The 12,059-nt window shown below is 72.1% G+C and carries 12 protein-coding genes and 1 riboswitch; all 12 genes read right to left on the bottom strand.

Features of this window, described 5'->3' with window-relative positions; translation table 11 throughout:
• Positions 1-16 precede the first annotated feature (16 nt).
• Entirely contained in the window at positions 17-484 is a 468-nt protein-coding gene (gene ribH, locus C4V41_RS21200) for a 6,7-dimethyl-8-ribityllumazine synthase (RefSeq protein ID WP_103957623.1), read from the bottom strand.
• Positions 481-1,698: a bifunctional 3,4-dihydroxy-2-butanone-4-phosphate synthase/GTP cyclohydrolase II gene (locus C4V41_RS21205; protein ID WP_103957624.1), complete on the bottom strand. Its 1,218-nt coding sequence runs from the start codon at positions 1,696-1,698 to the stop codon at positions 481-483. Before C4V41_RS21205 ends, ribH begins: the two co-directional genes overlap by 4 nt.
• Positions 1,695-2,354, bottom strand: a complete 660-nt coding sequence (locus C4V41_RS21210) for a nicotinamide mononucleotide transporter family protein (RefSeq protein WP_103957625.1) — start codon at positions 2,352-2,354, stop codon at positions 1,695-1,697. The genes C4V41_RS21205 and C4V41_RS21210 overlap by 4 nt, the downstream gene beginning before the upstream one ends.
• Entirely contained in the window at positions 2,351-2,941 is a 591-nt protein-coding gene (locus C4V41_RS21215) for a riboflavin synthase (protein ID WP_103957626.1), read from the bottom strand. The genes C4V41_RS21210 and C4V41_RS21215 overlap by 4 nt, the downstream gene beginning before the upstream one ends.
• On the bottom strand, positions 2,941-4,239 hold the full coding sequence (ribD, locus tag C4V41_RS21220) for a bifunctional diaminohydroxyphosphoribosylaminopyrimidine deaminase/5-amino-6-(5-phosphoribosylamino)uracil reductase RibD (protein WP_235030280.1): 1,299 nt from the start codon (positions 4,237-4,239) through the stop codon (positions 2,941-2,943). Before ribD ends, C4V41_RS21215 begins: the two co-directional genes overlap by 1 nt.
• A 102-nt stretch (positions 4,240-4,341) precedes the next feature.
• A riboswitch (FMN riboswitch) is annotated at positions 4,342-4,472 on the bottom strand.
• 77 nt (positions 4,473-4,549) lie between these two features.
• Complete coding sequence (locus C4V41_RS21225; RefSeq protein WP_103957627.1) at positions 4,550-5,359, bottom strand: oxygenase MpaB family protein; 810 nt, start codon at positions 5,357-5,359, stop codon at positions 4,550-4,552.
• Positions 5,360-5,394: 35 nt separating this feature from the next.
• On the bottom strand, positions 5,395-6,057 hold the full coding sequence (gene rpe / locus C4V41_RS21230) for a ribulose-phosphate 3-epimerase (protein WP_103957628.1): 663 nt from the start codon (positions 6,055-6,057) through the stop codon (positions 5,395-5,397).
• A 12-nt stretch (positions 6,058-6,069) separates the two neighbouring features.
• The gene (locus C4V41_RS21235; protein WP_160150349.1) at positions 6,070-7,047 is read right to left on the bottom strand and encodes a phosphatase PAP2 family protein; all 978 of its coding nucleotides are present in this window, start codon (positions 7,045-7,047) and stop codon (positions 6,070-6,072) included.
• A gap of 470 nt (positions 7,048-7,517) precedes the next feature.
• Entirely contained in the window at positions 7,518-9,089 is a 1,572-nt protein-coding gene (locus C4V41_RS64295) for an RsmB/NOP family class I SAM-dependent RNA methyltransferase (RefSeq protein ID WP_103957630.1), read from the bottom strand.
• 67 nt (positions 9,090-9,156) lie between these two features.
• On the bottom strand, positions 9,157-10,083 hold the full coding sequence (fmt, locus tag C4V41_RS21245; RefSeq protein WP_103957631.1) for a methionyl-tRNA formyltransferase: 927 nt from the start codon (positions 10,081-10,083) through the stop codon (positions 9,157-9,159).
• Positions 10,084-10,087: 4 nt separating this feature from the next.
• Complete coding sequence (def, locus tag C4V41_RS21250; protein WP_103957632.1) at positions 10,088-10,636, bottom strand: peptide deformylase; 549 nt, start codon at positions 10,634-10,636, stop codon at positions 10,088-10,090.
• Positions 10,637-10,683: 47 nt separating this feature from the next.
• Positions 10,684-12,024 (bottom strand): hypothetical protein, encoded by a 1,341-nt coding sequence (locus tag C4V41_RS21255; protein ID WP_103957633.1) that lies wholly within the window; start codon positions 12,022-12,024, stop codon positions 10,684-10,686.
• Between the last annotated feature and the right edge of the window lie 35 nt (positions 12,025-12,059).

The raw sequence follows: 12,059 nt of genomic DNA on the forward strand, positions 1-12,059 counted from the left end.
GGAAACCTACCGCAGCCTAGGCGAGGGTCCGCAGGAGGAGGGCGGTCTCCAGCGCGGCGACGGTGGATTCGTAGCCTTTGTCTTCTTTGCTGCCGGGCAGGCCGGAGCGGTCGAGCGCCTGGTCCATGGTCTCGCAGGTGAGCACGCCGTTGCCGACCGGCGTCTCCTCGTCGAGGGAGATCCGGGTCAGGCCCGAGGTCACCGAGTCGCAGACGTACTCGAAATGAGCGGTCTCGCCCTTGATGACCGCGCCCAGGGCCACCACCGCGTCGCAGCGGCGGGCCAGCGCCTGGGCGACCACCGGGATCTCCAGCGAGCCCGGCACGCGTACCACCGTCGCCGTGGCGCCGCTGTCGTCGCACGCCTGCACGGCCCGCGACACGAGCTGGTCGGTGATCTTCGCGTGCCAGCTGGCCGCCACCACCCCGACCGTCAGTCCCGACGCTTCGGGCGCCGCGACACCCGGCCGTCCTTCGCCACTCATGAGGCCTCCGAGATGTCATGGCCGAGGCGGTCGCGCTTGGCCTTGAGGTATCGCTCGTTGTACGGGTTTCTGGCCACCGGCATGGGTTCGCGGCCAAGGACCTTGATGCCGTAACCGTCCATGCCCTTGAGCTTGGCCGGGTTGTTGGTGAGCAGCCGCACCGACCTGACGCCGAGGTCGGCGAGGATCTGGCCCGCGTTGGAGAACTCCCGGGCGTCGATCGGCAGCCCCAGCTCCACGTTGGCGTCGACGGTGTCGCTGCCGTTGTCCTGCAGCCCGTACGCCTTGAGCTTGGCCATCAGCCCGATCCCCCGGCCCTCGTGACCGCGCAGATAGACGACCACGCCCCGGCCCTCCTGGGCGATGGCCGACATGGCGTGGTCGAGCTGCACGCCGCAGTCGCAGCGCAGCGAGCCGAACACGTCGCCGGTCAGGCATTCGGAGTGGGCCCTGACCAGGACGTTCTCGCCGTCGGCCAGCTCGCCGAAGACCAGCGCGACGTGCTCGCCGCCGTCGAGCGCGCTGGCGTAGCCGTAGGCCCGCCACATCCCGTACGCGTTCGGCAGCCGCGTCTCGGCGACCCTGGTGACCATGCTCTCGGCCCGCCGCCGGTAGTCGACGAGCTGCTCGATGGAGACCAGCGCCAGGTCGTGCTCGTCGGCGAAGCGGCGCAGCTCGGGCAGCCGCGCCATGCTGCCGTCGTCGTTGACCACCTCGGCCAGCGCCCCGGCCGCCGACAGCCCGGCCAGCCTGGCCAGGTCGACGGCCGCCTCGGTGTGGCCGCGCCGGGCCAGCACGCCGCCCTCCTGGTAGCGCAGCGGGAAGGTGTGCCCGGGGCGTACGAGCTCGTTGGGCTCGGTCGCCGAGTCGGCGAGCGTGCGGATCGTCTGGGCCCGGTCGGCCGCCGAGATGCCCGTGGTGACGCCGTCGCGGGCGTCCACGGTGATCGTGTACGCCGTCCGCATGCGTTCCTTGTTCTGGAAGACCATGAGGGGCAGCCCGAGCCGGTCGAGCTCCTTGCCCTCCATGGCCACGCAGATCATGCCGCTGGTGTGCCTGATCGTGAACGTGCACAACTCGGGCGTGGCCTTGGCGGCGGCGAAGATGAGGTCGCCCTCGTTCTCCCTGTTCTCGTCATCGACGACCACGACCGCCTTGCCGTTACGGATGTCGTCGATCGCCCGCTCGATCGGGTCGAGTGTGATCTCTTTCATTGCGCCACCGCCACGTTCACAGAGGAAGACCGATATTCGCGCAGCCACTTCATGAACCCGATGACGACCAGGACGAAGAAGATGCCATAGACGGCCCCGGAGACCACCAGCCCCGAGCTGAAGGCCAGCGGCACCCCGACCAGGTCGACGGCCACCCACACCATCCAGAAGTCCACCAGCGCCCGGCCCTGAGCCCACGTGGCCACCGCGCTGCCGACGAAGATGTAGGCGTCGGCGGCCACCAGGAACGCGCCCTTCGGCAGCGGCTCGTGCGCGCCCCAGGACAGGCCGGTGAAGTAGAAGAACAGCCCCACCACGACGGTGCCCAGCAGCATGACGCCGATCAGCACCGACCGCTCCCACCACTGCGCGGGACGGACGGCCAACTGCTTACCGTCCTGGGTGCCGCGCCGCCACGCCCACCAGCCGTAGATCGCCAGCACCGCGAACAGCGCCTGCTTGAGCGCGTTGCCGGTGATGTGCGCGTTGACGGAGGCGATGAACAGCAGCACCGCGCCGGTGAACTGCACCGGCCACGTCCAGATCGACTTGCGCATGGCCAGCAGGACCGTGGACAGGGCGGCGATGTTGCCGACCAGGTCGGTCCAGAGCACGCGGGTGCCGAATATCTCGAATCCGGCCTCGGCCCAGTTCACGGTCTGACCACCAGCCTTTCCACATACTTCGCGATCACGTCGACCTCGATGTTCACCGCGCCGCCCACCTGGAGTTCGCCCATGGTGGTGAGCTTCAGCGTGGTCGGGATGAGGCTCACCCCGAAGCTTTCGTCGTCAACCGTCGTGACCGTCAGGCTGATTCCGTCGATCGCTATCGAGCCCTTCTCGGCGACGTACCGGCTGATCGGCTCGGGGAGCGAGAAGCGCAGGTCGTCCCAGCTCTCACCCGGGTCGCGCGACAGCAGCACGGCGGTGCCGTCCACGTGGCCCTGCACGATGTGGCCGCCGAGGCGCTGGTCGGCGCGTACGGCACGTTCCAGGTTGACCTGCGAGCCCTCCTCCAGGCCGCCCAGGGAGCTGCGGTCGAGCGACTCCCTGATCACGTCCACGGTGAACACGTCGTCCTTGACCTCCACGACCGTCAGGCACACGCCGTTGACGGCGATCGAGTCGCCGTGTTTCGCGTCGGAGGTCACGACCGGGCCGCGCACCGCCAGGAGGGCTCCGCTGCCCGCCTGGTCGATGGACACCACTTCGCCTTTTTCCTCAATGATTCCGGTGAACATCACTTCTCCCTGCCGGGTTGGGTGGGGGGCCGGGCAATGAGCCGTACATCCGGCCCTATAAGGGAAAGATCATCAAAAGCCAGGCGGTGGATCCCGCCGATCGTCCGCACCCCGGCCGCGCCGAGCGCGGCGGGCCCGGAGCCGAGCAGGGCCGGGGCCAGGTACGCGACCACCCGGTCGGTCAGGCCCCGCCCGACGAACGAACCGGCCAGCGTGGGGCCGCCCTCCAGGAACACGCTCACGATCTCGCGGGCGGCCAGCTCGGCGAGCAGGGCGCGCAGGTCGAGGCCGGCGCCGTGGCGGGGCAGGCGGAGCAGGTCGGCCTTGAGGCCGGTGGCGGCGTCGTCGGCCACGGCGACGAGCGTGGGCGCCTGGTCGTCGAGAACCCTGGCGGACTGCGGCGTCCTGCCCTCGGTATCGACGACGACCCGCAACGGCACCCGCCGGCCACCTTCCGGGCTCCCGCCGGCCACCTCGCCACGCCCGGCCGACCCGCCCGGCGAGCCGCCGAACCGTCCTTCCACCACGCCGCCTCCCGCCACGTCGCCTGCCGACCCGCCGAACCGTCCTTCCGTCACGCCGCCTGCCGCCTGGCCGCCTCCCGCCGGATCACCACGCCGGCCTTCCGAGGCCGGGCCGTCGTGGGCCCGCTCCGAGGGGGTGGGGCGGGCGGTGAGGTGGGGGTCGTCGGTCAGGATCGTGCCGATGCCGGCGACGATGGCGTCGGAGGCGGCCCGCATGCGGTGCACGTCGGCCCGGGCCTCCGGCGAGGTGATCCACCGGCTGGTGCCGTCTTCGGCGGCCGACCTGCCGTCGAGCGTCGCGGCGAACTTCCACGTCACGTGGGAACGCCCGAGCCGCGCGTACGTCAGCCACTCCTCGTTGACCCGCTCGGCCGCCCCGCCCAGCACTCCGGACGTCACCGCGACGCCATGGGAACGCAGCCGCGCCGCGCCCCCGGCCGCCTTGAGGCTGGGGTCGGGCACGGCGATCACCACGCGCGCCACCCCGGCCTCCAGCAGGGCCAGGCTGCACGGCCCCGTCCTGCCGGTGTGGTCGCAGGGCTCCAATGTCACGTAGGCGGTGCCGCCACGCGCCCGTTCCCCGGCCCGCGCCAGGGCGACGACCTCGGCGTGCGGGCCGCCCGCGTACGCGTGGAACCCCTCACCCACGACCTGGCCAGCGGCGTCGAGCACGACGCAGCCCACGACGGGGTTGGGACTGGTGGTGCCGTGTCCATGCCCGGCCAGCTCGACGGCGCGCGCCATGTGCGCGGCGTCCTGCGCGGGAATCTCCACCCCGGTCTCCTACTCGCCAGTAGCTTCAAGCCACGGCGGGCCCCGGGGGATATCCGTGGTGCATGCACCACGGAAGGCGCCCGGCTTGGGACGCCGGACACCTCGCGCGCTTCCTCCCATCCGGACTTTAACCGTCGGTCTCGGAATTTCACCGAGTCAACCGGCCGATGGCATCGGCCGGGTCGCGGACTGTAACCGCCGGTTCGGACTTTCACCGACCCCGGAGCACGCTAGCTCTGTTTCACTACCAGTTTGCCATGCCCGAAACGGAAATTGCGACCGCCCCCGCCAATTTGACCAAGCGCTTGCTTCAAGCGGCCATCAGCCGGCGGGCGCGGCGCGCGGCCGGGCTGTAGAGGACGTCCCCCGGGACCAGGCCGATCCCGGTGTGCAGGGTACGCAGCGTCGCCGTGGCCCACAGGTCGCCGACCGGCGTGGCGGGCAGCCCGTACAGCCGTCGCGCCCAGCGCGGCAGCGTGGCGAACGACAGGAGCGTCAGCGCGGGCAGTGCGGGCTTCAGCGGCGTCAGCATGCGCGGCAGCGGGGCGTTCAGCGACAGGCGCAGCGGATGGGCCGCCTCGGGCACGAAGCGCAGCCCGGGCCGCTGGGCGTCGATGTAGTCGCGCAGCTCGGCCACCGACCCGGGCACGTCGTCCCGCGACAGCCCGACCACCTCGGCGGCCCGCCGCCACTCGGCGACGAAGGTGTCGGCGTCGTCGTCCGACAGCCGCACCCCGGCCCGGCGGGCGACGGACAGGTAGGAGTCCACCTCGCCGACGTGCACCCAGCGCAGGGCTTCGGGGTCGTCGAGGCGGAAGGCGGCGCCGGTGTCGGGGTCGTGGGCGGTGAGCTTGGCGTGGATCTTGCGGACGCGGCGGCCGGCGCGCTCGACCTCGGCGTGGGTGCCGTAGGTGCGTACGCGGACGAACTCCGTCGTGCGGACGAACCGCGACCACGCCTCCTGCGGATCCATGAGCGCGGAGTTCTGCAGCACGCCGCGCATCGCCCTCGGGTGCAGCCCCTGCATGAGCAGCGCCCGGATGCCGCCCACCAGCAGGATCGGCTCACCCATCACCCGCCACGTCACCGAGCTGGGCCCGAAGATGCCAAGGTCGCTCATAAGTGATGACTTACCCAGGTGATGCGGGGTTCATGTCAGGAAATAGCGCGATTGGCGGCCGCACGAAGCGCATCCACGGCGGCCACCGGATCGGAGGCCCCGTAGACGGCGCTGCCCGCCACGAACACGTCGGCGCCCGCCTCCGCGCAGCGCTCGATGGTCCCGGCGTCCACGCCCCCGTCCACCTGCAGCCAGATCCGCCCGCCGTGCCGCTCGATGAGCGCACGGGACCGCCGGAGCTTCGGCAGCACGCCGTCGAGGAACTTCTGCCCCCCGAACCCCGGCTCCACGGTCATCAGCAGCAGCATGTCGATCTCGCCCAGAAGATCCTCGTACGGCTCCACGGCCGTCGCGGGGCTGAGCGCCAGCCCCGCCCTGGCACCAAGGGAGCGGATCTCGCGCAGGGTGCGGATCGGGGCCTTGGCCGCCTCGGCGTGGATGGTCACGCTGCCCGCCCCCGCCTCCGCGTACTGCGGCGCCCAGCGGTCGGGGTCGGCGATCATGAGATGGCAGTCGAGCGGGGTCGCGGTCGCCTTCCGCAGCGCCTCGACCACGGGCAGCCCCAGGGTCAGGTTGGGCACGAAGTGGTAGTCCATGACGTCGACGTGCAGCCAGTCGGCGTTGGGCACGGCGGCGGCCTCGTCGGCGAGCCTGGCGAAGTCGGCGGCGAGGATGCTGGGCGAGATCTGTACGGCCATGATGCCCCAAGTCTAGTGAACGGCCTGCGGCCGCCTCGCCCTGTCCATCAGTCCGAGCCTGATGAACAGCACGGGCGCCCCCAGTTGCACCCAGAGTGCCAGCAGCGCGTATCCCGCGTACGTCGCCGCGAGGGTCTCGGGCAGCACTTCGCGCACGGCGTACCAGATGAGCGCCGCCACCACCATGCCGAGCGCCCAGCGCGCGGCCCGCACCCCGAGCGGCCCGCCCGCGTCGAACCACCCCAGCCGATACATGATCGCCGCCCCGGCCAGCGTGCCGAGCAGTGTGCCCGCCATGATCGTCACGGTCTCCAGGCTCTCGGGATCGATCGCCCCGGCCGCGCTCCAGCTCTGCGGCGGCAACCAGCCGGCGTACGGAACGTTGACCAGCACGGCGGCCCCGACCAGCACCCCGGACAACACGGCGGCAAGACCAAGCTGCCCCCACAGCGTCCGCCCGCGCCACCACTCGACGACGGGCCGCTCGAACCTCGCCACCGCCACCAGCACCACGACCCCGAGCAGCACCCCGGCCACCACGTCGGAGATGAAGTGCACGCCCAGATAAACCCTGCTCACACACACCAGCGCGACCAGCGCCCCCGCCGCCCACCACGCCCACGACCGCCCCACCGCCATGGCGATCCGCCCAAGGGCGGCGGTGCCGATCTGCGCATGCCCCGACGGCAGCCCGAACGCACCCTCAAGGGACAACGGCCGGATCCTGGCATCGATCCAGTACGGCCTGGGCTGGTGCGTCGCCAGCTTGGCGATGGCGTTGGTGGCGGCCGCCAGCAGCACGGTCAGGCCGAGGCGCAGGGCGAACGCCGGGCTGACGCACCAGTAGAGCACGGGCAGGCAGACCAGGAAGAACGTGTCCGTGCCGAACACCGACACCAGCTCCAGCAGGGGCCGCACGGCGTCGGGCAATCGCTGGACCCAGATGATGGGGTTCAGCTCGGCCAGGTGTAGTTCGTCCAGAAAGTCCACGCCGTAGATCGGATCACACCGACCACCCCGACCGCCAACTCACCACTCTGTACGACCCCGCGCCGCCCGCAGAACTCTCACCGATCACACACGGGCACCGCCCTCCGAACAGCCCGCCCCGCGCAACCGACCGCCGGACACACCACCTGAACCAGCCGCGCCCCTCCGCGCAACCCACCGCCCCGCACGCTTGGGACGCCGCCAGAACGGGCCCAACCCCGCGCCGCAAAGCCTGCGGCTGGGCGGGCCATGGCGGAGGAAGAGCGGAGGAAGAGCGGAGGCAGGACCTGGCGGGCCCGAGACCCGGCAGGCCCCAGACCTGGCAGGCCCGGCCGGGCGTGCCTGTTGCCGAGCCTGCCCGCTGCCGTGACCCGGAGCCGGGCCGTGACCCGGGGCGAGACCGTGGCCAACGCGGGACCATGACCCGGGGCGGGACCGTGGCCAACGCGGGACCGTGGCCAAGGCGGGGCTCAGGGACGTTTGCGGAGGAGGGCCAGGAACATGGCGTCGGTGCCGTGGCGGTGCGGCCAGAACTGGGCGTAGGGGCCGTCGCCGAGCCCGTCCACCTCGGGCAGGTAGTCGCGGGCGTCGAGCTGCTCCACATCGTCCCTGCGCGCCACGACGTCACCCACCACGACCCTGGTCTCGGCCAGGTGCGGCGAACACGTGACGTAGGCCACGACACCTCCAGGACGTACGGCGTCCAGCGCCGTGCCCAGCAGCCGCCGCTGCAGCTTCCCCAGGTCGGCGATGCCCGCCGGATCCCGCCGCCACCGCGCCTCCGGCCGGCGCCGCAACGCGCCCAGCCCGGTGCACGGCGCGTCGAGCATGACCCGATCGAACGCCCCCGGCCGCCACGCCGGCTCGGTGCCATCGGCGGTCACCACGACCGCGTCCCTGGTGGTCTCCCAGACCAGCCGCGCCCGATGGAACTGCACATCGGCGGCCAGCACCCGGGCCCCACCGGGAAAAGCCCGCCCAGAATCCGCTCCAGAGCCCGGGAGATCGACCCCACCATCGTGCCCCGGGTGATCGACCCCACCCTGGTGGCCCGGAAGGTCAGCCCCGGCACGACCGCCGGCCCGTCCTTCGACCTCAGCGGGCCCACCGCCCCTGGCGCGTCGATCGAACTCGGCGCTCAGGCCGGCCAGGTCGCCGTAGGTGGCGATGGCGTCGAGCAGTCCCGCCTTACCGCCGGGCCCCGCGCACATGTCGAGCCAGAGCTCATCCCCATCGCCCCCGACAGGCACCCGGGTCAGCGCGAGCGCCACCAGTTGGCTGGCCTCGTCCTGCACGGCGGCGCGCGTCTCCGCGATGGCCTCAATCTGCCCGGGGTCACCTTCGCGCAGGTATGCCGCATAGGGCGAGTAGCGCCCCGGCATGGCCCCCGAGTCCTCGAGCTCCTCGACCGAGCTGCGCCCTGGCCGCGCGACCAGCGTCACCAGGGGGCGGGCGTTGTCGGCGTCGAGCAGGTCGGCCAGCTCTCCGCCCGAGCCCAGGGCGTCGCGGAAGGCGGAGACGATCCACCGGGGATGGCCATAGGCGACGGCGAGGTGGCCGACCGGGTCGTCGGCCTGGTCGGGCGCGACGATGGGCACCCACTCTTCGAGCGTCCTGGAGCCGATCTTGCGCAGCACCGCGTTGGCGAACTTGGCCGCCCCCTGGCCGATGCGCAGGCGTACCAGATCGACGGTGGTGCCGACGGCCGCGTGCGGCGGCACGCGCATGCGCAGGAGCTGGTGCGCGCCGAGCCGCAGGGCGTCGCGAACGTCGGGATCGGGCGCGCGGTCGCTGCACGTCTCGATGATCGCGTCGTAGGTGCCGAGCCCGCGCAGCGTCCCGTAAGCGAGCTCGGTCGCCAGCGCGGCATCGCGTCCGCTGATGCCGCGCTCGCGAAGGAGGCGCGGCAGAAGCAGGTTGGCGTACGCGTCGCGCTCGTCGACCGCCCGCACGACATCGAAGGCCGCGTTGCGCGCCGGATCGCGCGCCGGTCGCCGCGGCCTCTGTGCACGGCCCCTGCCGCCGGCACCCTGGGTCTTCATCCCCTCGAGCCTTCGCTACCGCCCATGGCGGCAATATTACCGTCCGGAGCAACGCGGATACGCCCGGTCACTTGAAGGCCTCTTTACCCTCTGGGCGAACCCCGCGGCCCCACTCCCCGGCCCCCATGAGCCGCTTGCCCTGAGGTTGCACCTCGCCCAGCTCCACCGCGTCCGTAGCGGTGCCGACCAGCACCGTGGTCTTCGTGGCGGCGATCTCGCCAGGCTCCAGCCGCTCCCCGGGCACCACCCGGACCGGCCCCAGCTTCACCCGCTGCCCCCGGAACTCCGTCCACGCGCCAGGGTTGGGCGTGCACGCCCGGACGAGCCGGTCGACGTGCATGGCGGGCTTGGTCCAGTCGACGCGGGCGTCGGCGACCGAAATCTTGGGCGCCAGGCTCACCCCGTCGGCCGGTTGCGGCCGCGCCTCCAGGGTGCCGTCGGCCACGCCGTCGAGGGTCGCGGCCAGCAGCCCCGCCCCCGAGACCGACAGCCGCTCCAGCAGCGTGCCGCTCGTGTCGGTGGCCCGGATCTCCTCGGTCACGACGCCGTAGACCGGCCCCGCGTCCAGCTCCTTCACGATCTGGAACGTCGTCGCCCCGCCGATCTCGTCACCGTGCAGGACCGAGTGCTGCACGGGAGCGGCCCCGCGCCAGGCGGGCAGGATCGAGAAGTGCAGGTTGATCCAGCCGTGCCGGGGCACGTCGAGCGCCGACTGCGGCAGCAGGGCCCCATAGGCCACCACCGGGCAGCAGTCGGGCTCCAGCGCGCGCAGCGCGTCGAGGAAGGCCGGGTCGCCGGCCTTCTGCGGGCGCAGCACCTCGATGCCCGCCTCCTCCGCGAGCGCGGCCACCGGCGACGGGTGGACCTTGCGGCCCCGGCCCGACTGCGCGTCGGGACGGGTGACGACGGCCACGACCTCGTGGTGGGGCGAGTCGATCAGGGTGCGCAGCGACGGCAGTGCCGTCTCGGGCGTGCCCGCGAAGACCAGACGCATGCTCTCAGAGCGCCTTTCCGCCGGTGGCGTGGGGCGACATCTTGATCACGGGGGCGGACAGGCCGCTCCACTCCGCCTCGCGCACGGCCTTCATGGCCAGCTTGCGCTGCTTGGGGTCCATGCGGTCGATGAACAGGATGCCGTCGAGGTGGTCGGTCTCGTGCTGGAAGCACCGGGCCATCAGGTCGGTGCCCTCGAGCGTGACGGGCTCGCCATGGACGTTGAAGCCCTTGGCCACGGCCTGGACGGCGCGCGGCGTCGGGTAGGACAGGCCGGGGAACGACAGGCAGCCCTCCTCGCCCTCCTCGTCGAGCTCGGACGACAGGTCGAGGTCGGGGTTGATCAGATGGCCGAGCTGGTCGTCGACGTAGTAGGTGAACACCCGCAGCCCGACCCCGATCTGCGGCGCCGCGAGGCCCGCGCCCGGGGCGTCCATCATCGTGTCGGTGAGGTCCTTGACCAGCTTGCGAAGCTCCTTGTCGAAGTCGACGACCGGGGCCGCCGGGGTGCGCAGCACCGGGTCTCCGAACAGCCGGATCGACTGGATCGCCAAGGGGGTCACTCCGTTTCTCAAGCGTTCAAGAGCCAAGTTTAGTGCCGTTACCGGCGGTGCGCCGCCGCGTGCTCCAGCGAGCGGGCCTTCATCGCGGCCTTGCGCGCCGCCTTCACCACGGCCTGGTCGTCGTGGGCGGTGGCGAGCATGTCGAGCACGGCGATCGTGTCGGGGTGGCCCACCGCGGGCATCTCGCCCACCAGCTTGATCAGGTCTTCGCCGGGCTCCGGCGTGTCGAGCCGCCCGGCGGCGGAGCCCGACAGGTGCATCAGGGCCGCGAGGGAGTCGACCGCGATCCAGGTGTGGTCCTCGGAGCTGAGCGTCGGCGCGTCGAGGTCGCGGATGTGCAGCCAGGAGGCCGCGTAGCGGCGCATCAGCGGGTGTTCGAGCGCCTGCCTGACCGGGGCCTCGGCCTCGGGGCCCAGCTCCTCCAGGATGGCGCCGACGGCCCCGCGCTGCCCGGCGGTGCCGGACGCGGCGATCTCGATCAGGTCGTGGGCGGCCGACTCGGGCGAGCGGCGCTCCAGCCAGCCGGCCACGGCGCTCTGCGTGGCCTCCCCCTTGACCAGGGCCTCGACCAGCTCGGCCGCCGACAGGTCGGCGAACACCTCCACCTCGGCCGCGGTCGGCGCGTCGTGGCCCTCGCGCAGCAGGTCGCGCCGGATGGCCCAGACGCCGAGCGGGGTGAGCGCGGTGCGGCCGGCGGCGGTCTGCTCGACCAGCCCGCAGTATGCCAGCAGCGACAGCGCCTCAAGGAGCTCGGCAGGCAGCGCGGCGGCGATCCTGCGCATCTCGACGGGGCCGGGCGCGCAGGCCACCTCGTGGGACTGCAGGATGCCGCGGGCCAGGTTGGCGGTGGCGACCCCGGAGCGCACGGAGTAGATCGTGGCCAGCATCTCGGCCAGGTGTCCGTCGACCACGGCCGAGCCGGTCAGGCCCTCGTCGGCGCGGTCGAGCACGTCCATGACCACGCCGTCCCAGAACTCCAGCGTGGCCTCGACCGTGAGCTGCATCGACAGCGGGCCCCTGGAGACCCGGCCGGCGAGGATCTGCAGCAGCCCGGTGTTGACGGCCACGATCCAGACGAGGCGCAGCCGCGCGGCGGACAGGCCCAGCTCCGCGGCCACGGCCGTCGCGTCGGCCTCGGCCAGGTGCCCGCCGGCGCCCACCTGGCGGGTGCCGGTCCAGGTCGTGAGCTTGATCGCGTCGGCCACGAGCGGCACCAGCGGCACCGCCTTGGCCAGCTCGGCGTCGGGCGCCGGCAGGATCGGCGGGAAGGTCAGCGCCTCGTGCTCCACCGGAGTCTCCTCAGGTGACCGTGGAGGCACGGCGGCCTGCTCATCGATCAGCTTGCGCAGCTCGGCGAGGTCGAAGACATTGTTTGCCACCCACGAAACTTACTGCACACCGGTCACATGAGCGT

Source organism: Nonomuraea solani (assembly GCF_900108335.1).
Taxonomy (GTDB): Bacteria; Actinomycetota; Actinomycetes; order Streptosporangiales; family Streptosporangiaceae; genus Nonomuraea; species Nonomuraea solani.

Excerpts from the sequence above, each read along its gene's own strand:
- ribH (WP_103957623.1), bottom strand. The coding sequence starts at position 484 with ATGAGTGGCGAAGGACGGCCGGGTGTCGCGGCGCCCGAAGCGTCGGGA.
- C4V41_RS21205 (WP_103957624.1), bottom strand. The coding sequence starts at position 1,698 with ATGAAAGAGATCACACTCGACCCGATCGAGCGGGCGATCGACGACATC.
- C4V41_RS21215 (WP_103957626.1), bottom strand. The coding sequence starts at position 2,941 with ATGTTCACCGGAATCATTGAGGAAAAAGGCGAAGTGGTGTCCATCGAC.
- C4V41_RS21225 (WP_103957627.1), bottom strand. The coding sequence starts at position 5,359 with ATGAGCGACCTTGGCATCTTCGGGCCCAGCTCGGTGACGTGGCGGGTG.
- rpe (WP_103957628.1), bottom strand. The coding sequence starts at position 6,057 with ATGGCCGTACAGATCTCGCCCAGCATCCTCGCCGCCGACTTCGCCAGG.
- C4V41_RS64295 (WP_103957630.1), bottom strand. The coding sequence starts at position 9,089 with ATGAAGACCCAGGGTGCCGGCGGCAGGGGCCGTGCACAGAGGCCGCGG.
- fmt (WP_103957631.1), bottom strand. The coding sequence starts at position 10,083 with ATGCGTCTGGTCTTCGCGGGCACGCCCGAGACGGCACTGCCGTCGCTG.